Source organism: Brevundimonas sp. M20 (assembly GCF_006547065.1).
Classification (GTDB): domain Bacteria; phylum Pseudomonadota; class Alphaproteobacteria; order Caulobacterales; family Caulobacteraceae; genus Brevundimonas.
The window spans coordinates 1315627-1339586 of the sequence record NZ_CP041243.1 but is presented as its reverse complement, the minus strand read 5'-3'; the positions used below and the strand labels follow the sequence as shown (position 1 = coordinate 1339586).

Below are 23960 nucleotides of genomic sequence, written 5' to 3'. Positions count from 1 at the left end.
AGACTCACGGCTGCAGACGGGTCGTCGTCCAGCCATCCCCATCCCGCGTGAACAGCAGTCGGTCGTGCAGCCTGAACGGCCGGTCGCGCCAGAATTCGACCTGATCCGGAACGACGCGCCAGCCGGTCCAGCGCTCGGGCCGGGGCACATCCTGACCGTCGAAACGCGCGGTCTCCCGGGCAATGGCGTCTTCCAGCACAGCCCGACCGTCCATTGGGCGGGACTGGTTCGAGGCCCAGGCGCCGATCTGGCTCTCCCGCGCGCGGCTAGCGAAATAGGCGTCGGCCTCGGCCACACCGACCGGCTCGACCTTGCCGCGCACCCGCACCTGACGGCGCAAGGACTTCCAGTGGAAGGCCAGGGCCGCCACCGGCGCCTCGCCCAGAGCCTGCCCCTTGGCGCTCTCGCGGTTGGAGTAGAAGGTGAAGCCGCGACCATCGACGTCCTTCAACAGGACGATCCGGCAGTCAGGCCGCCCCTCGCCCGTCACGGTCGCCAGCGACATCGCGTTGGCGTCGTTCGGCTCATATCGCTTGGCGTCTTCCAGCCACTCGACGAACAGGCCGAAGGGCTCGGTCCGGTCGAAGATGGTCTCATCCCCATTGGCGGCCAGCGCGGCGGCATACTGCTCCGCATACTCTTCACGGGTGGGGCTGGGCGGGATCACGGGTGCGGTCATGATCTCCAGATAGACCTTCACGGTTCCAAACGGGAGAGGCATCACGGTTAAGCCGGTCTTCACCACGTTGGGCGCTCAGTGTCGGGATGCGCGCACGCCCTGCCTCCGAGGTCGCCTCCCTGAACGAAGCCTGGGCTCTGCTCGGTCTGAGCGGCCCGGCCGAGGGCGAGGCGTTGACCGCGGCCTTCCGCGCGGCGGTGAAGGCGGCGCGGCCGGATCAGAACGGCGGTGACGAGACCCGCTTCCGCAAGGTGATCGCAGCCTGGCGGCTGGTGCAGGCCAGCCCGGTGACCGCCGCGCTTGAGGCGCCTGTGGCCTCTCCCGCCCCCCAAACCGTCGTCACCATCACTCCGCGCGACGCCATAGAGGGCGGATCGGTGATGGTCGAGGTCGGCGGCCGGATGCTCAAGGTTCAGGCGCCGGCAGGCCTGCGCTCCGGGGAACGCCTGCGTCTCAAGGGCGGCGCGGCGGATGGGGCGGACCTTTATCTGCCGCTGCTGATCCGCGCCACGGATGGTCTGCGTATCATCGGTGACGACATCTACATGGACTGGGCCGTGCCGCCCCGCGTCATTGAAGACGGCGGACGGATCGAGATCGAAACCCACGCGGGTTTGCGCTCCGCGTGGATCGTGGCGGGTCAGGAGCCGCTTCGCCTGCGTCTGCGCGGGCTGGGTCTTCCGGCGCGCGGCTCGCGGCCGCAAGGCCATCTGTTCGTGACCCTGACGCCGTGCGAGGATGCGCCGTCGGCGGCGGAAGACCTGCTGGTTCGCTTCACCCGCGTCTGGACGCCGGACCGTCTGGCGGCCTAAGCCTAGTCGCATGTCGCACAACACCTTCGGCCATCTGTTTCGCGTGACCACCTGGGGCGAGAGCCACGGGCCGGCGATCGGCTGTGTCGTGGACGGCTGCCCGCCCAATATCCCTCTGACCGAAGCCGACCTGCAGCCGTGGCTGGACCTGCGCAAGCCCGGCGGCAGCCGCTTCGTCACCCAGCGGCAGGAGAGCGACACCGCCCGCATCCTGTCCGGCGTCTTCGATGACGGGGCCGGTCCGGTCACCACCGGCACGCCCATCTCCATCCTGATCGAGAACGAGGACCAGCGGTCCAGGGACTACGGCGAGATCGCCCGCGCCTACCGCCCCGGCCATGCCGACTTCACCTATCAGACCAAATACGGCGTGCGCGACCACCGGGGCGGTGGGCGCTCATCGGCGCGCGAGACCGCCATGCGCGTCGCCGCCGGGGCCGTGGCCCGCAAGGTGCTGGGTGAGACCATCCGCATCCGCGCGGGCGTAGTCCAGCTCGGTCCACACCGGATCGCGCCGGACGCCGTCGATTTCGACGCCGTCTATGACAACGCCCTGTTCGCCGCGTCGGCCGCGGTCGTGCCGGAGTGGGAGGCCTATCTGGACGGTGTCCGCAAGGCGGGCTCGTCCATCGGCGCCGTGGTGGCGCTGGAGGTCACGGGCGTTCCGGCGGGCTGGGGCGCGCCGTTGTATGGCAAGCTGGACGCCGAACTGACCGCCGCCATGATGTCGATCAACGCCGTGAAGGGCGTCGAGATCGGCGCGGGTTTCGACGCCGCCGCCCTGTCAGGCGAGGACAACGCAGACCAGATGCGTCTGGGCGAGGACGGGCAGCCGATCTTCCTGTCCAACCACGCGGGCGGGGTTCTGGGCGGTATCTCGACCGGCCAGCCGGTGACCGCCCGCATCGCCTTCAAGCCCACCTCCTCCATCCTGACCCTGCGCCAGACCGTCACCCGCGACGGCGCCGAGGCCGACCTGCGGACCAAGGGGCGGCATGACCCCTGCGTCGCCCTGCGCGGCGTGCCGGTGGTCGAAGCGATGGCGGCCTGCGTGCTGGCCGATGCAATGCTGAGGCACCGGGCGCAGGTGGGGTGACCTGCGGGAAGCTCGCTCAGTTCCCCGGGTAATAGGGCCAGTCACGCGTCCTGTCGGAGCCCAGCACCCGGTCTTCCTCAACCGCGTTGGAGTAGTCGACAGGCAGGTAAAAGACGTCAGGACCTCCGGTCAGGATCAACCTCAACCGCGTTCCCGCCCGGGTTAGCGCGATATCGCAACTGGTCCTTTCCCCTCAGAACGCGATTCACGCGCACCAGAGCAGGCCGATCCTCGCTGATGAATGGCCGGACGACCTCGCCATCAACCACGGCTACGGCCTGCTCAATCATCAGAACGGCCGCGCTGCGTTGCTCGGCTACCGTGGGCTGCCGGAGCACTACGACGGAGCAGGCCTGTGCCGCTGTCGCCATCGCGACGGATGCAGCAGCGAGGCTCATGGCGAAGATGAATGAGGTAGTGCGCATAAAGCGGATCGTCGCACCGGCTCCAGCACCCGGCAACCCGGCCTGCCCCAGCAAAAACCCCGCCCGGATCGCTCCGGGCGGAGTCTTCGTTTCAGGCTTTGACCGCCCCTAGTGAGCCGCGCTCACCGTGGCGCCGTCCACCGGCGGGGCGGCGGCGGGGAGCGGTTCGGCTTCCTCGTCCCACTCCACCGGGGTCAGGGCCCCGGTGAGGGCCCATTTCAGGGCCTCGTCAGCGGTCTTGATCGGAACGATCTCCAGCGCACCCTTCACATTGTCGGGCACGTCGGCGAGGTCCTTCTCGTTCTCTTCCGGGATGAGCACCGTCTTGATGCCCGAGCGGAGGGCCGCCAGCAGCTTCTCCTTCAGGCCGCCGATGGCGGTGACCCGGCCGCGCAGGGTGATCTCGCCGGTCATGGCGATATCCTTGCGGATCGGGATGCCGGTCAGGACCGAGACCATGGCCACGGTCATGGCGACACCGGCCGAGGGACCGTCCTTGGGCGTCGCGCCGTCCGGCACGTGCACGTGGATATCGGTCTTCTCGAACACCGGCGGCTTCACGCCGAAGCTGAGCGCCCGCGAGCGGACGTAGGACGCGGCGGCGGAGATCGACTCCTTCATCACGTCCTTCAGGTTGCCGGTCACGGTCATGCGGCCGCGGCCCGGCATCTTGATCGCCTCGATGGTCAGGATGTCGCCGCCGAACTCGGTCCAGGCCAGACCGGTGACGATGCCGACCTGATCTTCCTCGTCCGTCTCGCCGTAGCGGAACTTCTTCACGCCCGCGTATTCGGCCAGCTTGGCCTGATCCACGGTGATCGAGGTTGCGCCGGTCTTGGCCATCTCGCGAACCGCCTTGCGGGCCAGACCACCGAACGCCCGCTCCAGCGACCGCACGCCGGCTTCCCGGGTGTAGTAGCGGATCAGGTCGCGGATGATGTCGTCCGGCACCACGAATTCCGCCGGCTTCAGACCGTTGTCGGTCGTGACCTTGGGCAGGACGTGACGCTTGGCGATCTCGACCTTCTCGTCCTCGGTGTAGCCGCTGACCCGGATGATCTCCATCCGGTCCATCAGGGGCTGAGGCATGTTCAGGCTGTTCGCCGTGGTGACGAACATGATGTTGGACAGGTCATAGTCGACCTCGAGGTAGTGATCTCCGAAGGTCGAGTTCTGGGCCGGGTCCAGCACCTCCAGCAGCGCCGACGAGGGGTCGCCGCGCCAGTCGGCGCCCAGCTTGTCGATCTCGTCCAGCAGGATGAAGGCGTTGGTTGTCTTCGCCTTCTTCATCGACTGGATGATCTTGCCCGGCATGGAGCCGATGTAGGTCCGACGGTGACCGCGGATCTCGGCCTCGTCGCGCACGCCGCCCAGCGACATGCGGACGTACTCACGCCCGGTCGCCTTGGCGATGGACTTGGCCAGCGAAGTCTTGCCGACGCCGGGAGGACCGACGAGGCAGAGGATCGGGCCCTTCAGCGAGCCGGTGCGCGCCTGGACGGCCAGATACTCGATGATCCGTTCCTTGACCTTCTCCAGGCCGTAGTGATCCTCCTCGAGGATGTCCTCGGCCTTCTGGAGGTCGATCGGCTTCTGCTTGGCCTTGCCCCACGGGATCGACAGCAACCAGTCGAGGTAGTTCCGCACCACCGTGGACTCGGCCGACATCGGGCTCATGTTGCGCAGCTTCTTGACCTCGGCCTCGGCCTTGGTCCGCGCCTCCTTGGACAGTCGCGTCTTGCGGATCCGCTTCTCGAGCTCGAGGATTTCATCCCGCTGGTCGTCGGTCTCGCCCAGCTCGCGCTGGATCGCCTTCATCTGCTCGTTCAGATAGTACTCGCGCTGGGTCTTCTCCATCTGGCGCTTCACGCGCGAGCGGATCTTCTTCTCGACCTGCAGGACGGAGATTTCGCCCTCCATCAGGCCGTAGACCTTCTCCAGACGCGACGGCACCGCGACGGTCTCCAGCAGCGACTGCTTGTCGCCGATCTTGACCGACAGATGGGCCGCGACCGAGTCCGCCAGCTTCGACGGGTCGGTGATCTGCGGGATGGAGCTGAGGGCCTCGGGTGGCACCTTCTTGTTGAGCTTCACATAGTTTTCGAACTGCTCGATCACCGCGCGCAGCAGGGCTTCGGACTGCGAGGGCTCGCCGACTTCATCGGCGATTTCGACGGCTTCGGCCTCGAAATATTCGGTTCGGTCAGTGAAGCGGGTCAGGCGCGCGCGGCCCTTGCCCTCGACCAGCACCTTCACGGTGCCGTCGGGCAGCTTCAGCAGTTGCAGGACATTGGCCAGCACGCCGATGGGATAGATCGCGTCGGCGGCGGGATCGTCGTCGACGCTGTTTTTCTGGGTGGCCAGCAGGATTTGCTTCTCACCCTTCATGATCTCGTCCAGCGCACGCACCGATTTCTCGCGCCCCACGAAGAGGGGCACGACCATGTGCGGGAAGACGACGATGTCTCTCAGAGGCAGGACAGGAAGGGTCTTGGTCTCGGTCATGATGCTACTCCGGGGCCCTTGTTGATCTTGGACCCGCCGCGCCGGCGTCCGAACGCGATGTCCGACCGTATCGACTCGGCCCGCATTCAGCGGCCTTCATACGAGTATGTGGTTTTGCGGTCGCGCCATTCAAGCGTGACGGGCGCAGGCGATTGGGGACCATTCTTCAAGGCTGAAGCTGCACGGTTCGTGCGCGGGCTGTTTTCGCCTCGCCTTTCGTCGTGCGTTTGTACCGCCCGATATGGCAAAACTCACCGCACAGCCCTGTGGCCGCGCCGCCACCACACGCCCGAAACGAGGCGTTTCCGGCCCGAAGTCACCTGTGACAGTCTCAGCGGTACGCCACCATCTGGTCCAGCACAGCAGACAGGGCGGCCGTCTGCGCCCTTCCTCCGGCCTCGGTCATGTGGCTCTGGTCAGTGTACCAGACGCCCCCGGCGCCGCGTGTCCGGCAGGTCCCCCGATCACAGAGGGCGGTTGATGGCCTGAACAGGAAGACGCCGGGCGACTCCGTCGCGATCCGGGCCAGCCGGGCGTCCGCCTCGGCCATCAGGGCCGCATTGGCCGGCACAGCGTCGTCGCATCGCGCCGTATCCAGCCGCAGGAAGGCGCGCCGGGCATGGCAGACGGCAGGCGCAAAGCTATAGTCCGGAGTGGTCCCGATCAGCACGATCCGCGTCTCCGGCCCGACCCGCGCCCTCAGCAGGGTCAGGGCGACGCGAAGCTCCCGGTCCAGCGCCGCCAGTTGCGCCTTGTCGTCGCCCGGCGTGCGCTCGACGACCACCGTCCAGCCTGCGCCGATCAGGATCAGATCAGGCCGAACCCCGCCCCATGCCTCTACCGCCGCCCGATTGAACCGGGCGCAGCCGTCATCGATCAGCCCCGAACCCGTTCCCACCAGAGGCAGGCAGCCGCTCTTCGTCGCCTGCCGCACCGCAAGTCCTCGACCGGCGGCCCATTCCAGCACAGCCGGACTCAGGTGCGAGCCGTGAGAGTTGCCCCACAGGACCACATCCGCCGTCTGACCGGTGGGCACGGTGCAGTTCGCCGCGGATGGGATCTGGACGCCCTCCGTATGACAAGCGGCCTGCAGGGGCGGACGGACCTGCGCCGACGTCTCCTCCACCCGGACGGCGTCCGAAGCCCGTCCGGGCAATCCATCGGCTGCGAACAGCCCAGCAGAAGCGACCGCCAGTCCCGCCAGCAGCAGGCCACAGACGACGAGTGCGCGCAGGGGCCGTCCCTCCAGCCGTCGCCGTAACGGCCCGGTCACCGCGATCTCGGTCAGGACTGCGACCGCCGCGGCCGCGACCAGCACCGAAGCCACCTCCCAGCCCCCCAAAGGACGCGCCAGAACCATCCGGGGCAGGAGCAGAAGCGGCCAGAGCCACAGCCAGAACGGCAGCGCCAGACGTCCCGGCCACAACAGCGGATCAGGCGATTCATTCGGCTGGCGCGGCCTCACCTGCCATGAGACCACGGCCACAAAGGCTCCGATCAGGAACAGACCCGCGCGCGGCGCCGCCAGATAGAACAGATGCGGGTCCGCCCCCCTGCCCTCCAGCACTAGCCGAGCCGCCAGCGCCCCCGCCATACCCAGGATCAGGACCGCCCCTATCCAGCGCTCTGCCTTCAACGCTCTCAAGGTCAGGAGGACGGCGCCCCAGCCAAGTGTCAGTTGCGCCGCCACGCCCAGGATGAAGCCGTGCCACAGCAGCTCATTTCCGGTCGCCTGCGGCCAGCCCTGCTTCAGGAGTTCGCCGCCGCTGAGGCCGAAGGCGCTCCACAGCCCCGTCCACGCCTGATTGCGCAGGTCGGCGGGCGGCAGCAGAAACAGCCCCGCGAGCAGCGCCACTCCGCAAACCAGCACGAGCGGCGGTACGCTGCACAGCACGATACGGGCCAGAACCGCCGTATGCCCCCCGATCCCGCCTCGCGCCGCCAGCAGCATCCGCGTCACCACGAACCCGGCCACGGCCAGCGCCACATCCAGCGCGTACAGACCCCAGCCGGCGTGTACTGGCGCGACCAGCGCCGCCGAGGCGAAGGCGACGGACAGGGCGAAAATGAAAGAAGCCGCCCGCCAGGTCCGGCGAGCGGCTTCAGAGGTTCCGACGGGCGCGTTCAACGGCGCCGTTCAGCAATCAGGCGGCGCTGTCGGGTTGCGCGCTCTTCTTGCCCTTGGTCTCGGCGTAGATCAGCAGCGGCTGAGCCTTGCCTTCGATCACCTCGGCGTTGACGACGACTTCCTCGACGCCCTCGAAGGTCGGCAGCTCAAACATGGTTTCGAGCAGGATGCCTTCCAGGATCGAGCGCAGGCCGCGCGCGCCGGTCTTGCGGGTGATGGCCTTCTTGGCGACGGCCATCAGGGCGTCGTCGGTGAACGTCAGATCGACGTTCTCCATCTCGAACAGGCGCTTGTACTGCTTGACCAGGGCGTTCTTCGGCTCGGTCAGGATGGTGACCAGCGCCGGTTCGTCCAGATCTTCCAGCGTCGCCAGGACCGGCAGACGGCCGATGAACTCGGGGATCAGGCCGAAGCGCATCAGGTCGTCAGGTTCGACACCCTTCAGGATGTCGCCCGTGCGGCGTTCGTCGATTTCCTTGACCTTGGCGCCGAAGCCGATCGAGGCTCCCTCGCCACGGGCCGAAATCACCTTTTCGAGGCCGGCGAAGGCGCCGCCCACGATGAACAGGATGTTGGCGGTGTCGACCTGCAGGAACTCCTGCTGCGGATGCTTGCGGCCGCCCTGCGGAGGCACGGAGGCGACGGTGCCTTCCATGATCTTCAGCAGGGCCTGCTGCACGCCTTCGCCCGACACGTCGCGGGTGATCGACGGATTGTCCGACTTGCGCGAAATCTTGTCGATTTCGTCGATGTACACGATGCCGCGCTGGGCCCGTTCGACGTTGTAGTCGGAGGCCTGGAGCAGCTTCAGGATGATGTTCTCGACGTCCTCGCCCACATAACCGGCTTCGGTCAGGGTGGTGGCGTCGGCCATGGTGAAGGGCACGTCGATGATGCGCGCCAGCGTTTGGGCCAGCAGCGTCTTGCCCGAGCCGGTCGGCCCGATCAGCATGATGTTCGACTTGGCCAGCTCGACGTCGTTGTTCTTCGTCGCGTGGTTCAGGCGCTTGTAGTGGTTGTGAACCGCCACGGAGAGCACCTTCTTCGCGTGGCCCTGACCGATGACATAGTCATCCAGGACTTCGCGGATTTCCTTCGGGCTCGGGACGCCGTCCTTGGCCTTCGAGAAGGAGATTTTGTGCTCTTCACGGATGATGTCCATGCACAGCTCGACGCATTCATCACAGATGAACACGGTCGGGCCGGCGATGAGCTTGCGCACCTCGTGCTGGCTCTTGCCGCAGAACGAGCAGTAGAGCGTACTTTTGGCGTCGGTGCCGGCTGCCTTGGTCATAGACCCTTCTCACTCCCGCGGTTCGCCCCGATATGAGGCTATACGCGCTTCCTCAGCGTTGATTCCCCAAACTTGGGCGCAAAGGTCTTCAAAAATTGACAATCACCCATCCCCGCGTCCGCCACAACCCCGCGAAAGCGTGGCCATTGCCGGTTTTGGGACGTTCACTGTTGATGGGGATCACGGCGAATGTCTGACATGGGAACCGTTAAGGACTTTCGCCAGAACCCCGAACCCGGCGCTGCAAGGGGCGTGCCGGTCGTCGCGTTCGATTTCGACGGCACGCTGACGATCCGCGACAGCTTCACCGCCCTGCTGCGCTGGCGCGCCGGGCCGGGCGGCTGGGCTCTCGGCCTCGTCAAACTGGCTCCGGCCGTGGCGAGCTATGCCCGGGACCGCGACAGAGGGCGCATCAAGGCCGCCTCGGTGAAGGAATTCCTGAAGGGCGTGAGCCGCGCGGAGCTGGAAGCCGACGCCGAGCGCTTCGCGGACGAGGTCTGGTCGAAATTCATGCGCCCGGACGCTCTGGAGGTCTGGAAGGACTGGGGAAAACGCGGCGCCCATCGCGTAATCGTGACCGCCAGCCCGGACACCACCGTGGCCCCCTTCGCCCGACGCCTCGGCGCCGAGGGCCTGATCGGCACGCATCTGAGCTTTAACGCCGACGACCGGATCACCGGGGGCTTCGACACCCCCAACTGCCGGGGCGAGGAGAAGATGCGACGTTTGCGCGCGGTCTACGGAGACGACGTCCACCTGACGGCGGCCTACGGCGACACTTCCGGGGACACCGAAATGATCGCGGCGGCGGACGAAAAGGGTTTCCGGGTCTTCACAGGGCGGCCCTGAGCGCCGTTACCGGCCCTGCTCGTCCACGTCAAAACTGACGGCCTTCCCGCGCGAGGTCGGCTCCCAGCCGGCCTCGATCACCGCAGCCACGGCGTTACGCACATAGTCGGTGTTAACGAATTGCTTCTCGGTGTCCGGACGGCCGTTCGGACGCAGCGGCGGCGGAAACTGTACGATGGCCTCGCGCTTGAAGTCGGCCAGGCGCAGGGTCACTGCGATGCCTTCCCACTGGCCGCCGTGGGTCGGCCGGGGCTGGCGACGCAGCTCCCAGTGATAGGTGTCGCCGTCGACCTCGACGGTCCCGCTGGTGTCTCGCGTAAGCATGGCGGCCTGATAGCACAAAAGAAAAGAGGCGCACCGTCTCCGGTGCGCCTCCTTCATCAACCTGCGTCGTAAAGCGCCGATCAGCTGCCGGGTGTTTTCACGCCGTCGGCGTCCGCCTGTTCCCGGCGGTCGTAGACATGATCCACAATGCCCCAGGCCTTGGCTTCTTCCGCCGACATGAAGTGGTCGCGATCAAGGGTCTTTTCGACTTCCTCATAGGTACGGCCGGTGTGCTCGACGTAAATCTCGTTGAGGCGGCGCTTGGTGTAGCGGATGTCGGCCGCGTGCAGCTCGATGTCCGAAGCCTGACCGCGGAAGCCGCCCGACGGCTGGTGCACCATGACGCGGGCGTTCGGCAGCGCGACGCGCTGACCTGCGGCGCCGGCCGTCAGGATCAGCGATCCGGCCGACGCGGCCATGCCCATGCACACCGTCGAAACCGGCGAGCGGATGTATTGCATGGTGTCGTAGATCGCGAGCGCCGACGAAACCTGTCCGCCGGGGCTGTTGATGTACATCGAGATTTCCTTCTTCGGGTTCTCCGATTCAAGGAACAGCAGCTGGGCGCAGATCAGCGACGCCATACCGTCCTCGAAGGGGCCGGTCAGGAAGATGATGCGTTCGCGCAGCAGGCGCGAGAAAATGTCAAATGAGCGCTCTCCCCGGCTGGATTGCTCGACCACCATCGGGACGAGGTTCATGTTCATCAGTTTGATCGGATCGCGCATTCAGGCCTTCTCGGATGCCCATCAAGGGAGTTTGGGGGCCGCGACTCAAAGGTCGCTATCCCTGTTGGACAGGATATCGTCTTGAGGAAGCGTTGACGCAAGGCGCCGTCGGGGAGAGCGGGACGCTTGCTCGGAGGCATCCTGACGCAGGCGACGGGCGATATCGGGCCCGCAAGCGAGCGAAGTCGGAGCCGTGAGAACGCTGAAGCCGCTCGCTACCGCGGCTCTTCGCCAGCGTCCCGATCACGGTAGCGTTCCTCGACCTCGCGGGCGATGGCCTGAACCTGACTGCCCTGGTTGATGCGATACCAGGCCGTGCCGTACAGCCCCTGCAGATAGGCTGTGTCCCAACTGGTCATTCCGGGAACCGCCGCAGGATTATCGAACAGATTCAGCACAGTGTCGAAGCTCGACGTGTCGGCGTCCTGATCGATCTGGGCGAGCGAGACCATCGAGATATAGTCGCCCAGCTGCTCCACCGAGGCGCCGTTCAGGCGATCCACGTCGACGATGACAAAGGTTCGCTTGATGTCCTGCCGGTACTGGGACACCAGCCGCCCGGAGTTGCGCAGCAGGGTCTTGGGGGCGAAATCCTGCGCGCTGGAGCCCGATGCGTTGGCATAGCCCAGACCGTACATCAGGCCCGGCATCCGGACCGTCGGGGCGCCGGTATCGGCGTCCGTCGGCTGGCTGACGGTCCACCAGCGCACGGGCCGATCCGTCTCAAGGAAGCGCCTGAACGCCGCCCCTCCGCGATCCATGCCCGTCGCGCCGGTCCGGAACAGGCGCGGCCGCATGGCCACAAACTGGGCGGTGAACGGCGTGGCGTCCCGTGTCGCCACAACGAGGATGCTCGGTTCGCAGCCCGGCTCACCCGCAACCAGGCCCAATTCTCGCGCCCGATCAGAGACGCGGTCAGCGATGGCCTGGCCGACCTCGGGCGCCAGATTCGCGACGCCGACACAGACGCCGTTGTGCCACCGGGCATAGCCGCGACGCCGGACAGGAGCCGCAACCTCGCCTACGAACTGTTCGGTGGCGTCTTCAAGACGGCGGGGGTTGGAGATCACGTCTTCCAGACGGATCGGCGCTTCCTGCGGGACCTGGGCGGACGGCGGAGCGACCGCGTCCTGGGGCGGCGACACGGCGAGAACGGCGCCGAAGGCAAGCGCGGTGAACATTCTGAAATCCCCAAACACCGTTACAGGGCCGAGAATGTCCCAGAACAACATCGCCTACAACCCGGAATGGCGTCCGCGATCACATGCATCTGATCGCCGCGCTCGACCGCCGTCAGCTTTCCGGACCGGTGCGGACACCCCACCGTCTCATCCCGTTGCACGCGACCACGAAAAAGGCCCGGCGGAGAACCGCCGGGCCTGATGTCGTCGTCAGAAATCAGACGGGATCAGATCTCGTCTTCTTCCTTCAGCAGTTCTTCCTTGGTGATCGGGGTGTCGGTCACGTCGGCGGTCGAGAAGATCAGGTCGCAGACCTTCTCTTCATAGATCGGGGCGCGCATCTGGGCGGCGGCGTTCGGGTTCTGGCGGTAGAAGTCCAGCACCTGACGCTCCTGACCCGGATAGTTGCGGGCCTCGTTCATGATGGCGTTGTTCAGCTCCTGATCCGAAACGGTCACGTTGTTGGCGCGGCCGATCTCGGCGAGGACCAGACCCAGACGCACGCGGCGCTCGGCGATTTTCCGGTACTCGGTCTTCAGATCTTCGTCCGACTTCTTGGCGTCGTCTTCCGGCAGACGGCCGGCGGCCTTGTCAGCCTCGACCTGCTGCCAGATGCCGTCGAACTCGGCTTCCACCATCTTCGGCGGCAGCGGGAAGTCGTGGGCCTTGTCCAGTTGGTCCAGCAGGGCGCGCTTCAGCTTGAAGCGGGCGGCGCCGGCATACTGCTGGTTCAGGTTGGCGGACAGCAGCTCTTTCAGCTTGTCCAGCGACTCCAGACCGATGCGCTTGGCGAACTCGTCGTCCACCTTGGCTTCGGCTTCGGCCTTGATGGCCTTCACGGTGATGTCGAAGGTGGCCAGCTTACCGGCCAGGTGCTTGGCCTGGTAATCCTCGGGGAAGGTGACCTCGATGGTCTTCTCTTCACCGACCTTGGCGCCCTTCAGCTGCTCTTCAAAGCCCGGGATGAAGCGGCCCGAACCGATGACCAGCTCGGCGTCGGTCGCGGCGCCGCCCTCGAAGGGCTCGCCGTCCAGCTTGCCCAGGAAGTCGATGATCAGCTGATCGCCGTCAGCGGCCTTCACGGTCTTGCCGGTCTTGTCTTCATAGGTCTTGGCCTGACCGGCCAGTTCCGTCAGGGCCTCGTCCAGATCGGCGTCGGACGCCGTGTAGGTCGGACGGTCCAGCTTCAGGGTCTTGGGGTCGACCGGGGTGAAGTCCGGCATGACTTCCAGCGACATTTCGTAGGCCAGGTCTTCCTGACCGGCGATGACCTTGTCCATATCCGAGATCAGCTTCATCTCGGCCGGAGCGGCCGGACGGACCTTGGTCTCGTCAAGGGCGGCCTGGCTGGAGGTGTTCAGCGCGTCGTTGATGATCTCGCTCATGAAATCACGGCCGAAGGTCTTCTTGACGTGGGCGGCCGGGACCTTGCCCGGACGGAAGCCCTTCAGCTTCATCTGCGGCGCGACTTCCTTCAGGCGCGCGTCCAGCTTTTCGTTCAGCTCGGCGACAGGGATGGTCACCGCGATCACGCGGCTCAGGCCTTCGGAGGACTTTTCGACGACTTGCATGGTCGGGATATCTGACGCTCTGGGGCGGCGCCAATCAGGCCGGCGCGCGCGGTGTGGGAAAAGCAATAAGGGCCGCCTGTTGCCAGGCGGCGCCTTTGAAGCCCGCCCTTATGTCGATGACCGCCCCAAAGGTCAACGTGAGCCGGGGTGGTTTCGATAATGGGTGGGCGCGGCTATCTGTGGACGCATGAGCCAGTCCCCTTCCCCGGCCCCCTCCCCGATCGGCGTCGGCGTCGTCCCCGTCACCCCGCTGCAGCAGAATTGCACCATCGTCTGGTGCCAGAAGACCCGGAAGGCCGCGATCATCGATCCCGGCGGCTCGGTCGATGGTCTTCTGGCCGCCGTAGAGCAGAACGGGTTGACTCTCGAGGCCATCTGGATCACCCACGGCCACCTCGATCATGCAGGCGGCGCCGCCGAAATGCAGGACAAGACCGGGCTCGACATCATCGGCCCGCATATCGAAGACCAGTTCTGGATCGACCAGATTCCAGAGAACGGTCTGCGCTTCGGCATGCCCGGCTGCCGCAGCTTCACGCCGACCCGATGGCTGGACGACGGTGACACCCTGACGCTGGGCGAGACCACGTGGGAAGTTTTCCACTGCCCCGGCCATACCCCAGGGCATGTGATCTTCTTCAATCGGGAGGCGCGCTTTGCCCAGGTCGGCGACGTCCTGTTCCAGGGCTCCATCGGCCGCACCGATTTCCCCCGCAGCGACCACGCCGCCCTGCTCGACGCCATCGTCACCAAGCTTTGGCCGCTGGGCGACGATGTCACCTTCATTCCGGGACACGGCTCCCACTCCACCTTCGGGGCCGAGCGTCAGACGAACCCGTTCGTCTCGGATGCGGCCATGCGCCGCGCGCCTGTCGCCCGCCCGGCCAGCGGGCCTTCCTGACCGCCTACCGCGCCGCCAGCAGCCCGATCAGAACGCCAATCCCCAGCGCATAGAGGGCGTAGCGCACCGGTTCTTCTTCGACAGTGTGACGCAGCTTGCCCGCGCGGCTGCGTCCCCAGTCGCCGACGGCCCGCGCATCTTCCCGGATGGCCTTGCGAATGGGGCGCACGCCGAAAGATCGCATCTCGTCACGTTGCAGGATCGCGTCCGCCTCGCGGTCAAGGCGCGTGGCCGGGGTATCGACCGCGTCCTCAATATCATCAGCGATGGTTTGGCCCGTGTAGGTCTCGGTCATTGGAAGGCTCCGTGGCTTGGGAGGAAACTCAACCCCTCAATCCGCCCTCTCCCGGCCGGTTCCACGCGCGGATCGAGATGAAACGCCCGCTGCCCGCCCGCGTTGATCAGAACAGGAGACGACCATGACCTACATCGAACCCGACAGCCCGACCGGCGAACCTGAAATTCTTCCCCCCGATCCTCCGGGCCCGGACATCAATCCCGGGTCGACGCCGGAAGAGGCGCCGCAGCAAGAGCCCGGCGGCGGAAAACCCGGCGACTCTCGCCCCTACAGCGCCCCGGAGAGCCCGGAAGACCTGTGATTCGTTCGCATTTCCGTGACCGAAGCGCCGGAACCGGACTCACTTCGGGGGGTTCATTTCTGCAACCGCCACCGTCGTCATGAAAGGAACCACCGATGGCTCAAGGTCAGCCTACCCGAGCCTCCGGCGTCTCCAAACGGGGTTTTGCCTCGATGGACCCGGAGCGCCAGCGTGAGATCGCCCGCAAGGGCGGCGCCAGCGTACCCAGTGAAAAGCGCAGCTTCTCGCAGGACCGCAGCCTCGCCGCACAGGCCGGGCGCAAGGGCGGCGAAGCCTCCCATGGGTCGCGTAACCAGAAGGGCGCCGAGGCGGAGTAACCGCCCACCCCGGAGTGACTTCGAGCAGAAGGCGACGCTTCCGCGTCGCCTTTTGCGTTTCAGGCTTCCAGCAGGGCCAGGGCGACCGACGGCGCAGGGCCTTCGCGGAACGCCGCGACGCGCCAGCCGGACGCCGTCGCCAGATCGCGCAACGACTGCTCGGTGAATTTGCGTGAGTTCTCGGTGTGGATGGTCTCCCCGCGCGCAAAGGCGATCCGCCGCCCGTCGATGGTCACCGTCATCGGGCGGGTCGCCTGCAGGTGCATCTCCATTCGCGCAGTCGCGTCATCCCAAACCGCCAGATGGGCGAAGGCCTCGGGATCGAAGTCCGCGCCCAGTTCGCGATTGGCGCGGACCAGCAGGTTGCGGTTGAACGCCGCGGTCACGCCCTGTGCGTCGTCATAGGCGGCGATCAGCACCGCAGGGTCCTTCACCAGATCGACACCCAGCACGAACAGGGCGTCCTCGCCCAGAAGCCGTCGCGCTCCCTTCAGGAAAGCCACCGCCTCATCCGGCGTCAGATTGCCGATGGTTGAGCCGGGAAAGAAGCCGACCTTGCGTCCCATCCCCTGCCCCACGCTTTCAGGCAGTTGGTCCAGCGACAGGAAGTCCCCGACCACGGGGACCACCTCCAGCCCGGGGTAGGCGTCGCGGATGCGCGTCGCCGCAGCCTCCAGCGCATCGGGACTGATATCAACCGGCACATAGGCCGCGAGGTCCGGCGCGGCGTCCAGCACGATCCGGGTCTTCTCGCTCGCGCCGGATCCGAACTCGACCATCGTCGCGCCCGGTCCGAACAGCGGCGCCCATTCCGGGGCGACGGCGCGCAAGAGCGCGGCCTCCTGCCGGGTCGGGTAGTATTCCGGCAGGCGGGTGATGTCCTCGAACAGGTCCGACCCCGCCGCGTCGTAGAACCACTTCGGCGACGTCCGCTTCGGCGACTGGGACAAGCCGGCGATCAACTCCTCGCGGAAGGCCGCGTGCTCATCGTCGCCGCCGGCCAACGTAACATTGGCATCCGACGCCAGCCTGAGTCCGGCGAAGGCCCAGCGCTGGTGCGGGTAGAAGAAATTGCGATAACTGACCCGCTCATGCCCCTGCGGCGTTGCGAAACATCCGCCCCGAAGCACCGCCTGATTGACCATGAACTTTCCATTGTACTCCGAAGCCGTCCCTTCGGTGGGCCGGAAGCCCGGATAGGGCGCATAGGCCGACGCGGTCCATTGCCAGACCTCCCCGAAGACATTGGTCAGGGCCTCCGGCCGCGTCCGCGCCGCGTGCTCCCATTCCGCCTCGGTGGGCAGCCGCTTTCCGGCCCAGCGGGCATAGGCGTCGGCTTCATACAGGCTGACATGCCGCACCGGAGCCGCCGAATCGACCGGCGCCCGCCCCGTCAGCGTCATGGTGCTCCAGCCCTCAGCGTCCCTGCGCCAATACAGGGGCGCATCCCAGCCCTCGGCCTTCACCGTCGCCCAGCCGTCGGCCAGCCATAGCTCGGGCCGCGCATAACCGTCGTCGGCCATGAACCGCAGCCAGTCGCCGTTGCTGACCAGATCGTTCGATAGGGCGAACGGCTCCAGCCACACCTTGTGACGCGGACCCTCGTTGTCGAAGGCGAAGCCCTCGCCGCCGTGGCCGATCTCGACCAGACCACCCGCGAACGCCGTCTCCCCGCCCCGCGCAGGTTCAATCTCTGTCGCACGCGGCTCGGTCTCATAGGCTGCCGGATCAAGAGGCGAGCGCGACATCAGGTTCAGTATGTCCATCAGGAACAGCTCCTGATGTTGCTGGTCGTGGTTCAGACCGAGGGTGAACAGATACCCGCTGTGGGCGTCCATCTCGCCCTGCCCCAGCCAGCGGATCATTCGCCGGTCGATCTCGCGACGATAGGCCAGCACCTCATCCAGCGACGGCCGGGTCATCATCCCCCGCTCCGGACGCGCCACCCGTTCGCCCAAGGCCTCATAATAGCTGTTGAACAGAACCTGCCAACGCGGGTCCACAGATCGGTAATCCGGCTCGCGCGACAGGATCAGCGCCTCGAAGAACCAACTGGTGTGCGCCAGATGCCATTTACCGGGGCTGCAGTCCGGCATGGACTGGGCCGAAAGGTCCTCCGCCGACAGGCCCTTCGCCAGTTCCGGCATCGCCCCCCGCACCCGGCGGAACAGGGCGATATCGTCCTCAACGGTCGAACCGACAGGCGAATGAACATTCATGCGGACAGGCTCCCCGCCGTTGCACCCGAACATGGGACGGCAAAGGTCTAACTGCCACCCCCTTGTCCTGTTCCTGTCAGCAGTCTGGCGCCAGAGCGGACTTAAAGGCCGCGCATGGCCTTCAGCACTGCGTCGACGGTCTCTTCCTTCGTCGCCCATGAACAGACGAAGCGGACCGAGCCGTCATCGAAGCGGTAGCAGGCCCAGCCCAGCGCATTCAGCCGCTCATGCGCCTCGGGCGGCATCCGCACGAAGACCGCGTTGGCCTCGACCGGGTGAGCCAGCACGAACGGCGTGCTCATCTCGATCCCGGCGGCCAGCCGTTGCGCCATCAGATTGGCGTGGGCCGCGCCGCTCTCCCAATCTCCGCTTTCCAGAAGTCCCAGCAACGGCGCGGCCAGGAACCGACCCTTGGACGCCACCTGTCCCGCCTGTTTCAGGCGATTGTCGATACGCCGCGCCAGCGACTTGTCGAACATCACGATGGCCTCGGTGCAGTTCGCACCGGCCTTGGCGCCGCCGAACACCAGAATGTCCACGCCCAGCCGCGCGATCTGGGTCAGATCGAACCCCGCCGCCGCCGCGTTGGCCAGACGCGCGCCGTCCATGTGCACGCCGTACCCCTTGGCTTTCACCGGCTCGATCAGGTGGCGCAGCTCTTCTTCGGTATAGACCGTGCCGTACTCGGTGGACTGGGTCACGCTCAGCGCCGCCGGAGGCTGACGGTGGCCGACTTCCGGCTCTTCCAGCGCGGCCTGCAGCGAGAGCAGGTCGATCTTGCCCGAAAAGCCCGGCAGGCCGATCAGGCCGACGCCCTGACCGAAGAACCCGGGCGCCCCGGTCTCGTCGGTGCAGATGTGCGCCGCATGGTGGGCCAGCACCGCCTCATGCGGCCAGGCCAGCATCGACAGGGCGATGGAGTTCGCCGCAGTACCGGAAAAGACGAAGCGAACCTCGGCATCGGCATCCAGCCGCTGGCGAATCTGGTCGGCCGCCCGGGCGGTGACGTCGTCCGAACCATAGGCGCGGGCATAGCCGTCATTGGCCGCGATCAACCCTTGCAGCGCCGAGGGCGCCATGCCGGCGGTGTTGTCGGACCCGAAATCGTAACGCACGGCCTATCCCTCGCTGGCGGTATCGGTCGGGCCGGTGGACGGCGACGCCTCGCCGCCCGGTCCCTTGCGAGCCTTCGGAGCCCGGGGCGCTTCCGGCTGGTCGTCCTCGCCATAAGGCACGGCGACCTGATGCGGGAACGGAATTTCGATATCGGCGGCGTCCAGCGCCTCCTTGGCGGCCTGCAGCACATCGGCCTTGGTCTGCCAGTAGTCCTCGGATCTGGTCCACGCCTGCAGCGTCATCTCGACCGAACTGTCGAGCAGGGCCGTCACACCACACCAGGGCGCCGGATCAGAAAGCACCAGATCATGCGCCTCGGCGGCGCTGATGAGTGCCTCGCGCGCGGTGTTCAGATTGTCGCCGTAGCCGACGCCGATCTTCAGCTCCATGCGGCGTGTCCGCTGGCCGGACAGGTTCAGGATGGTGTCGCCAAAGACCTTGGAGTTCGGCACCACGATCTTGACGTTGTTGGCGTCCGCCATCTGGGTCAGGAACAGATCCAGCCGCTGCACGGTCCCGGCCCGGCCGCCGATGTCCACGACATCGCCAACCCGATAAGGCCGCAGGATCAGCAGCATCACCCCCGCCGCCACGTTCGACAGCGTCCCCTGCAGCGCCAGACCGACCGCCAGTGAGGCCGCGCCCAGCACAGCGATGATCGAGGTGGTCTGCACGCCCAGCCGCTGCAGAACGGCGATGAAGCCGACGATGAAGATCACGACCCGCACGACCTGCACGGCGAAACTCAGAACCGTCGGGTCGTGACGGAACCCCCGAACCCGCGACAGGGCTCGACGCGTCACGCCGGCCGCCCACTTCGACACGAAGACCGTGACGATCAGGATGATCACGGCGATGGACAGGTTGATCGCGAAGTCGCCGGCCATATCGGTCAGCTTGGCGATCATGGCGGCGTCGACGGCGGCGGCCTTCTGGCCCGCGGCGACGGCCTCGTTCAGGGGAGCAACGAGATTGGACATGGGGCGGGTCTAACGCACGAGCCCCGGATTGGAACCCCGAAGACCGGATTCAGTCGGGCTTTCGGACACGGAAACGCCCCGGAGGGCGTTCCCTCCGGGGCGTCGGTCCCACTCTCATACCGGACCTTAGTTGAACAGACCCGCGATCACCGCGGTGATCAGGCCGGTCGCGACGGCGGTCAGGACCACATCATTGCCGCTACGGACATACTGGTAGCCCGAGGGCGGCCGGCGCAGGCCGTAGGCGCTGTAGTTCCGCACGACGTAGCTGCTGGACCGGTAGCTGGCGGGCATCCGCTGGCCATAGGCCCAGGTGCGGGTCTGGAAGCCGCGGGGCGGCGTATAGCGTCCCGCGTTATAGCGGTGCTCGGAACGCTGCCAGCGGGCGTAGGCGCGCTGGTCCTGACGCTGTTCGCGGCGGTCGGCCCGGTCGTCGCGACGATCATCGCGGCGATCCTGACGCTGCTCGTACCGGTCATTGCCACGCGTCTGCGCCTCGGCGGCGGACGCCATGCCGACCGAACCCAGAGCCAGGGTCGCGGCGATCGCGGCGGTCAGAATCTTCTTCATGGATCAGTCTCCTGTGTTGAGAGCCGGGAACCTCCCGACTTGCCCACACAATGGACCGCGCCCCTTGAGCCCGACCTGAATGAGGTGGATCACCCGACGTTCAGCGCAGCGCCGGGTTCCTGACCTCAGTGTTTCAGGGCTGTTACGCGGCGGTTACGTGAACCGCTCAGGCCGCTTGCGCTTCCTGAATGGCCGACAGGGCCTGAATCCCTGCCCGGCCGGCGCCGACGCGGTTCATGACCATCGCCAACGCCGCGAAGTCGATAGGCTTGTTCAGGTAGGCGTCCGCGCCCGCGTCCAGCCCCGCCTGATGATCTTCCGTGCGCGCCGAAGCCGACAGCACCACCACCGGCGTCTCGCAGTTCGGACCGCCCCCGGCGCGGATGGCGCGGGTGGCGGTCAGGCCGTCCATCACCGGCATGTTCACATCCATGATGATCAGGTCGAAGCGCTGCTCGCCCGCCGCCTCGATGGCGACCTGGCCATTCTCGGCGGTCGCCGAGGTATGGCCCGCCGACGACATCCAGGCTTCCAGGATCATCCGGTTCACCGGGTGGTCCTCGACCACCAGCACGTTCAGCAGCTGGCCGCCCTCAACCTCGGCGATGATGGCCTCGGCCGCCTGCTCATGCTCCCAGCGCACCACCTCGGCCTCGACGCTGAAGGTGAAGACCGAGCCTTCACCGACCATCGAATCGACGGTGATGTCGCCGCCCATGATGTTGGCCATCCGGCGCGAAATGGTCAGCCCCAGCCCCGTGCCGCCGAACCGGCGCGTCGAGGAGGCGTCCACCTGGGTGAAGGGCTGGAACAGACGCTCCAGATCCTCCGGCGCGATGCCGGCGCCCGAATCCCGCACGATGAAGTCGAAACGCACCCGCTTGTCGTCCAGACGCTCGCCACGGACGGTGTAGGTGATCTGGCCCCCATCGGTGAACTTGACGGCGTTGGACAGCAGGTTGTGGATCACCTGGCAGACGCGCAGCGGATCGCCGCGCACGGTCGCCGGAATTTCGCCGTCACGCACGGCGACGAAGTCCAGTCCCTTGGCCTCGGCCTGGGCCTGGAACGGGCCGATGACGCGCTTGTCCAGATCGTCGACGTCCACATCGACGACCTCGAAGGTCATCTTGCCCGCCTCGATCTTGGTCATGTCGAGGATGTCGTTCAAAAGGCTCAGCAGGTTGTCGCCCGAGTTGCGGATGATCGACAGATACTCCCGCTGGGTCTGCTCCAACCGGGTCGCACTCAGCAGTTGGGCCGCGCCCAGCACGCCGTTCATCGGCGTGCGCAGCTCGTGCGAGATGACACCCAGGAAGTTCGACTTGGCGTCGTTGGCGGCGTTCGCCTTGTCGCGGGCCGACTCCAGTTCCTCGATCAGATGGGCCTGATGCTCCTGGAAGGCGCGGATACGCTCCTCGCGCAGCATGGTCATGGTGACCAGAACGAACAGACCGGCGGCGGTGAACGGCACCACCGCCAGGAATTGCCAGAACTCCGGCTTGCCCCACAGGCTGGCGGCGATGATCAGCGCGGCCACGCCATAGGGCGACGAAATCACAATGGCCTGACGCGGCGAGCTGCGAAGCTGCGCGAAGACCAGCACATAGCCGGCGACCAGAAGAGTCATCCCCAGCGACGGACCAAAGGTGGCGCCGGAGAACCAGGCCAGCAGAGGCGCGACGGCCCAGGCGGCGGTGGTGGCGGTGGCGACGGCGGGGAAGACCATGCCCCAGCCCGCGCCCACGCGCTGGCTGATGCGCTTCTCCACGGCGCCACGGATGGCGCCGGCTGCCAGGGTGCCCACGAACCACAGCGTCGCGGCGGTCCAGCCCACGGTGGCCAGCAGGCCGACCGCCCAGCTGGCGATGATCAGATAGCGCAGATACTGCGTTTGCAGGATGGCGCGCAGGGCCTGTGCGGCCTCGCCGGCGTCGGGTTCCCCCGCGGGTTTGCCGATGCCGTCTGATTCAACCATGCCCTGCCCCGCCACGCGATTGCACAACCCGGCGCGGACGCTACGTGGAACCCCCTAAGACGAAGTGAACGCTGACGCTTATATGACAACCTTTGTTCGCTGACCTCAGGCTGCGGCGGCCTCAGCCGGCGTCAGCGCCTTGATCGACAGGGCGTGCACAGGTCCGGCCAGTTCCTCACGCAGCAGTCCATTCACGGCCCGCTGACGCTGCACGCGACCCTGTCCTTCGAAGGCGGACGAGACGATCACAAGATTGAAGTGCGACTCGCCGCCCGGCCTGGCGTCCATGCCGCCCTCGTGATGGTGCCCGGCATGCCGCCAGCTGTCGTCCTCGAGCTCCAGACGCTCCGGCGCCAGCCCCGCCGTCAATTTCCGGCGGATAATCGTCGCGATAGGGCCTTCAACCATCGTCAAGTCCTTGTTGCCGTCCAATTCGACCCTAAACTTGGGCCGATGTCGTCAGAGTTCGAATACAAGCCGCGCTTCAAGGATATGCGCATCAAGCCGCCCAAGCCCGAGGAAGAGGCTGCGGAGGCGGATGTCCTGCACCTGAAGCCCGGTCAGAAGCCCTGTAACTGGCCCGACTGCCGCCAGGCCGCAACGGCCAGGGCGCCGAAATCGCGCGAGCGGCTGAACGATTTCTACGACTTCTGCCAACGCCACGCGGGCGAGTACAACAAGGGCTGGAATTTCTACGCCGGGATGAGCGAGGGCCAGGTCCGCGCCGCCCAGGAAAACGAGGCCATGACCGGCGGTCGCCCGACTTGGGAAATGCAGGCCGGCAAGTTCACCCGCGAGGCCGCCGCCTTCGCCGCCAAGATGGGTACGGCCAACAACTCCGGCGCCGGCTCATGGCGCGACAGCTTCGGCCTGTTCGGCCGCCGCACCACTGAACACGCCTCGCCCGCCGGACAGGAAGACCTGCGCATCGGCAAGCTGGAGCGCGCCGCCCTGTCCGATCTCGATCTCGACGTTCGCACGGACAAGACGGCGGTCAAGGCGCGCTATCATGAGCTTCTCAAGCGCTTCCATCCGGACCTGAACCACGGCGACCGCGGCGCCGAAGCCAAGCTCCAGCGCGTAATCAAGGCCTACAAGACGCTGAAGAAAGCCGGGCTGGCGGCCTAAACCGCCGCCGCCGCGATCCGGGCGCCGAAGGCCTGCACCTGCGTCTTGAAGTCCTTCAGGTCCGCAACCGTCATGCCCGCCTTGGCCAGCAGGGCTTCGGCGAGACAAGGGGTCTGCGCGATGATCGCGTCGCCCGCATCGGTCAACGACACCTCGACCTGACGCTCGTCCTTCAAACCCCGCTTGCGCCGGACCAGGCCCGCCGCCTCCAGCCTCTTGACCAGCGGGGTGATCGTGCTGGGCTCCAGCGCCAGTCGCGCCGCCAGCCCGCCGACCGTCAGCGTCCCCTCGTCGTTCAGCGCCGTCAGGACGAGGAACTGCGGATAGGTGATGCCCATTTCATCCAGCAGCGGTTTGTACAGCCGCCCCACCGCCATGGAGGCGGAGTACAGGGCGAAGCAGAGCTGGTCGTCGAGAGACAGCGGCGGGATGGCGGAAGCGGTCATGGGAATTTGTTTATCACAATAATTACCCTCGCACCAACTTTCTGCTGGACAGCCAGGCCGGCCCCGCCTACCTGTTCATTATCGCGATAAACAAATCGCCGACGCGACGGCAGC

At 66.4% G+C, this 23960-nt stretch carries 23 protein-coding genes; 7 read left to right on the top strand and 16 right to left on the bottom strand.

Annotation, left to right across the window (positions count from 1 at the left end):
• Positions 1-4 precede the first annotated feature (4 nt).
• Entirely contained in the window at positions 5-679 is a 675-nt protein-coding gene (gene pdxH / locus FKQ52_RS06405) for a pyridoxamine 5'-phosphate oxidase (protein WP_141626411.1), read from the bottom strand.
• Positions 680-765: 86 nt separating this feature from the next.
• Between pdxH and FKQ52_RS06400 the strand changes: the two genes are divergently transcribed.
• Positions 766-1491 (top strand): DnaJ C-terminal domain-containing protein, encoded by a 726-nt coding sequence (locus FKQ52_RS06400; RefSeq protein WP_141626410.1) that lies wholly within the window; start codon positions 766-768, stop codon positions 1489-1491.
• Positions 1492-1501: 10 nt separating this feature from the next.
• Complete coding sequence (gene aroC, locus FKQ52_RS06395) at positions 1502-2587, top strand: chorismate synthase (RefSeq protein ID WP_141626409.1); 1086 nt, start codon at positions 1502-1504, stop codon at positions 2585-2587.
• 533 nt (positions 2588-3120) lie between these two features.
• On the opposite strand, the gene lon is transcribed toward aroC, so the two are convergent.
• The 3 genes from lon to clpX form a co-directional block, all read right to left on the bottom strand.
• Positions 3121-5517 carry an endopeptidase La gene (gene lon / locus FKQ52_RS06390; protein ID WP_141626408.1) on the bottom strand — a complete coding sequence of 799 codons (2397 nt, stop codon included), beginning with the start codon at positions 5515-5517 and terminating at the stop codon, positions 3121-3123.
• Positions 5518-5848: 331 nt separating this feature from the next.
• Positions 5849-7645 (bottom strand): SGNH hydrolase domain-containing protein, encoded by a 1797-nt coding sequence (locus FKQ52_RS06385; protein ID WP_141626407.1) that lies wholly within the window; start codon positions 7643-7645, stop codon positions 5849-5851.
• A 16-nt stretch (positions 7646-7661) separates the two neighbouring features.
• The gene (gene clpX / locus FKQ52_RS06380; protein WP_141626406.1) at positions 7662-8939 is read right to left on the bottom strand and encodes an ATP-dependent Clp protease ATP-binding subunit ClpX; all 1278 of its coding nucleotides are present in this window, start codon (positions 8937-8939) and stop codon (positions 7662-7664) included.
• Between the two features lie 189 nt (positions 8940-9128).
• Here clpX and FKQ52_RS06375 point away from each other — a divergent pair, with 189 nt between their 5' ends.
• On the top strand, positions 9129-9788 hold the full coding sequence (locus FKQ52_RS06375; RefSeq protein ID WP_141626405.1) for an HAD-IB family hydrolase: 660 nt from the start codon (positions 9129-9131) through the stop codon (positions 9786-9788).
• A 6-nt stretch (positions 9789-9794) separates the two neighbouring features.
• On the opposite strand, the gene FKQ52_RS06370 is transcribed toward FKQ52_RS06375, so the two are convergent.
• The 4 genes from FKQ52_RS06370 to tig all read right to left on the bottom strand — a co-directional run bounded on the left by FKQ52_RS06370 (position 9795) and on the right by tig (position 13592).
• Entirely contained in the window at positions 9795-10112 is a 318-nt protein-coding gene (locus FKQ52_RS06370) for a hypothetical protein (RefSeq protein WP_141626404.1), read from the bottom strand.
• 80 nt (positions 10113-10192) lie between these two features.
• The gene (locus FKQ52_RS06365) at positions 10193-10840 is read right to left on the bottom strand and encodes an ATP-dependent Clp protease proteolytic subunit (RefSeq protein ID WP_141626403.1); all 648 of its coding nucleotides are present in this window, start codon (positions 10838-10840) and stop codon (positions 10193-10195) included.
• Between the two features lie 215 nt (positions 10841-11055).
• Positions 11056-12021: a hypothetical protein gene (locus FKQ52_RS06360; protein ID WP_141626402.1), complete on the bottom strand. Its 966-nt coding sequence runs from the start codon at positions 12019-12021 to the stop codon at positions 11056-11058.
• Between the two features lie 227 nt (positions 12022-12248).
• A complete protein-coding gene (gene tig / locus FKQ52_RS06355) occupies positions 12249-13592 on the bottom strand; it encodes a trigger factor (RefSeq protein ID WP_141626401.1) in 1344 nt (447 codons plus the stop codon).
• Between the two features lie 187 nt (positions 13593-13779).
• Between tig and FKQ52_RS06350 the strand changes: the two genes are divergently transcribed.
• Positions 13780-14493 carry an MBL fold metallo-hydrolase gene (locus FKQ52_RS06350; RefSeq protein WP_141626400.1) on the top strand — a complete coding sequence of 238 codons (714 nt, stop codon included), beginning with the start codon at positions 13780-13782 and terminating at the stop codon, positions 14491-14493.
• Between the two features lie 4 nt (positions 14494-14497).
• Here FKQ52_RS06350 and FKQ52_RS06345 read toward each other — a convergent pair whose 3' ends face one another.
• Positions 14498-14788 carry a hypothetical protein gene (locus FKQ52_RS06345; protein WP_141626399.1) on the bottom strand — a complete coding sequence of 97 codons (291 nt, stop codon included), beginning with the start codon at positions 14786-14788 and terminating at the stop codon, positions 14498-14500.
• Positions 14789-14912: 124 nt separating this feature from the next.
• On the opposite strand from FKQ52_RS06345, the gene FKQ52_RS06340 reads away from it, so the two are divergent.
• Together FKQ52_RS06340 and FKQ52_RS06335 are read left to right on the top strand one after the other, a co-directional pair.
• The gene (locus FKQ52_RS06340) at positions 14913-15092 is read left to right on the top strand and encodes a hypothetical protein (RefSeq protein WP_141626398.1); all 180 of its coding nucleotides are present in this window, start codon (positions 14913-14915) and stop codon (positions 15090-15092) included.
• Between the two features lie 95 nt (positions 15093-15187).
• Positions 15188-15409, top strand: a complete 222-nt coding sequence (locus FKQ52_RS06335) for a general stress protein (protein WP_141626397.1) — start codon at positions 15188-15190, stop codon at positions 15407-15409.
• Positions 15410-15468: 59 nt separating this feature from the next.
• On the opposite strand, the gene egtB is transcribed toward FKQ52_RS06335, so the two are convergent.
• The 6 genes from egtB to FKQ52_RS06305 all read right to left on the bottom strand — a co-directional run bounded on the left by egtB (position 15469) and on the right by FKQ52_RS06305 (position 22680).
• Positions 15469-17628 carry an ergothioneine biosynthesis protein EgtB gene (gene egtB, locus FKQ52_RS06330; RefSeq protein WP_141626396.1) on the bottom strand — a complete coding sequence of 720 codons (2160 nt, stop codon included), beginning with the start codon at positions 17626-17628 and terminating at the stop codon, positions 15469-15471.
• Between the two features lie 101 nt (positions 17629-17729).
• Positions 17730-18743, bottom strand: coding sequence for a low specificity L-threonine aldolase (locus FKQ52_RS06325; protein WP_141626395.1), 1014 nt, complete (start codon positions 18741-18743; stop codon positions 17730-17732).
• Positions 18744-18746: 3 nt separating this feature from the next.
• Positions 18747-19724 carry a mechanosensitive ion channel family protein gene (locus tag FKQ52_RS06320; protein WP_141626394.1) on the bottom strand — a complete coding sequence of 326 codons (978 nt, stop codon included), beginning with the start codon at positions 19722-19724 and terminating at the stop codon, positions 18747-18749.
• 126 nt (positions 19725-19850) lie between these two features.
• Positions 19851-20294 carry an RcnB family protein gene (locus tag FKQ52_RS06315; RefSeq protein ID WP_141626393.1) on the bottom strand — a complete coding sequence of 148 codons (444 nt, stop codon included), beginning with the start codon at positions 20292-20294 and terminating at the stop codon, positions 19851-19853.
• A gap of 166 nt (positions 20295-20460) precedes the next feature.
• Positions 20461-22272: an ATP-binding protein gene (locus FKQ52_RS06310; protein ID WP_141626392.1), complete on the bottom strand. Its 1812-nt coding sequence runs from the start codon at positions 22270-22272 to the stop codon at positions 20461-20463.
• Positions 22273-22377: 105 nt separating this feature from the next.
• Positions 22378-22680: a BolA family transcriptional regulator gene (locus FKQ52_RS06305; RefSeq protein ID WP_141626391.1), complete on the bottom strand. Its 303-nt coding sequence runs from the start codon at positions 22678-22680 to the stop codon at positions 22378-22380.
• 45 nt (positions 22681-22725) lie between these two features.
• Between FKQ52_RS06305 and FKQ52_RS06300 the strand changes: the two genes are divergently transcribed.
• Entirely contained in the window at positions 22726-23400 is a 675-nt protein-coding gene (locus FKQ52_RS06300; RefSeq protein ID WP_141626390.1) for a J domain-containing protein, read from the top strand.
• Here the strand turns inward: FKQ52_RS06300 and FKQ52_RS06295 are convergent.
• On the bottom strand, positions 23397-23846 hold the full coding sequence (locus tag FKQ52_RS06295; protein WP_141626389.1) for a MarR family winged helix-turn-helix transcriptional regulator: 450 nt from the start codon (positions 23844-23846) through the stop codon (positions 23397-23399). The two genes, FKQ52_RS06300 and FKQ52_RS06295, sit on opposite strands and share 4 nt — an antisense overlap.
• Positions 23847-23960 lie beyond the last annotated feature (114 nt).

What these genes read in the sequence shown, in the direction of transcription:
- pdxH (WP_141626411.1), bottom strand. Translation starts at nt 679, where the DNA reads ATGACCGCACCCGTGATCCCGCCCAGCCCCACCCGTGAAGAGTATGCG.
- FKQ52_RS06400 (WP_141626410.1), top strand. Translation starts at nt 766, where the DNA reads ATGCGCGCACGCCCTGCCTCCGAGGTCGCCTCCCTGAACGAAGCCTGG.
- aroC (WP_141626409.1), top strand. Translation starts at nt 1,502, where the DNA reads ATGTCGCACAACACCTTCGGCCATCTGTTTCGCGTGACCACCTGGGGC.
- lon (WP_141626408.1), bottom strand. Translation starts at nt 5,517, where the DNA reads ATGACCGAGACCAAGACCCTTCCTGTCCTGCCTCTGAGAGACATCGTC.
- clpX (WP_141626406.1), bottom strand. Translation starts at nt 8,939, where the DNA reads ATGACCAAGGCAGCCGGCACCGACGCCAAAAGTACGCTCTACTGCTCG.
- FKQ52_RS06375 (WP_141626405.1), top strand. Translation starts at nt 9,129, where the DNA reads ATGTCTGACATGGGAACCGTTAAGGACTTTCGCCAGAACCCCGAACCC.
- FKQ52_RS06370 (WP_141626404.1), bottom strand. Translation starts at nt 10,112, where the DNA reads ATGCTTACGCGAGACACCAGCGGGACCGTCGAGGTCGACGGCGACACC.
- FKQ52_RS06365 (WP_141626403.1), bottom strand. Translation starts at nt 10,840, where the DNA reads ATGCGCGATCCGATCAAACTGATGAACATGAACCTCGTCCCGATGGTG.
- FKQ52_RS06360 (WP_141626402.1), bottom strand. Translation starts at nt 12,021, where the DNA reads ATGTTCACCGCGCTTGCCTTCGGCGCCGTTCTCGCCGTGTCGCCGCCC.
- tig (WP_141626401.1), bottom strand. Translation starts at nt 13,592, where the DNA reads ATGCAAGTCGTCGAAAAGTCCTCCGAAGGCCTGAGCCGCGTGATCGCG.
- FKQ52_RS06350 (WP_141626400.1), top strand. Translation starts at nt 13,780, where the DNA reads ATGAGCCAGTCCCCTTCCCCGGCCCCCTCCCCGATCGGCGTCGGCGTC.
- FKQ52_RS06345 (WP_141626399.1), bottom strand. Translation starts at nt 14,788, where the DNA reads ATGACCGAGACCTACACGGGCCAAACCATCGCTGATGATATTGAGGAC.
- FKQ52_RS06340 (WP_141626398.1), top strand. Translation starts at nt 14,913, where the DNA reads ATGACCTACATCGAACCCGACAGCCCGACCGGCGAACCTGAAATTCTT.
- FKQ52_RS06335 (WP_141626397.1), top strand. Translation starts at nt 15,188, where the DNA reads ATGGCTCAAGGTCAGCCTACCCGAGCCTCCGGCGTCTCCAAACGGGGT.
- egtB (WP_141626396.1), bottom strand. Translation starts at nt 17,628, where the DNA reads ATGAATGTTCATTCGCCTGTCGGTTCGACCGTTGAGGACGATATCGCC.
- FKQ52_RS06320 (WP_141626394.1), bottom strand. Translation starts at nt 19,724, where the DNA reads ATGTCCAATCTCGTTGCTCCCCTGAACGAGGCCGTCGCCGCGGGCCAG.
- FKQ52_RS06315 (WP_141626393.1), bottom strand. Translation starts at nt 20,294, where the DNA reads ATGAAGAAGATTCTGACCGCCGCGATCGCCGCGACCCTGGCTCTGGGT.
- FKQ52_RS06310 (WP_141626392.1), bottom strand. Translation starts at nt 22,272, where the DNA reads ATGGTTGAATCAGACGGCATCGGCAAACCCGCGGGGGAACCCGACGCC.
- FKQ52_RS06305 (WP_141626391.1), bottom strand. Translation starts at nt 22,680, where the DNA reads ATGGTTGAAGGCCCTATCGCGACGATTATCCGCCGGAAATTGACGGCG.
- FKQ52_RS06300 (WP_141626390.1), top strand. Translation starts at nt 22,726, where the DNA reads ATGTCGTCAGAGTTCGAATACAAGCCGCGCTTCAAGGATATGCGCATC.
- FKQ52_RS06295 (WP_141626389.1), bottom strand. Translation starts at nt 23,846, where the DNA reads ATGACCGCTTCCGCCATCCCGCCGCTGTCTCTCGACGACCAGCTCTGC.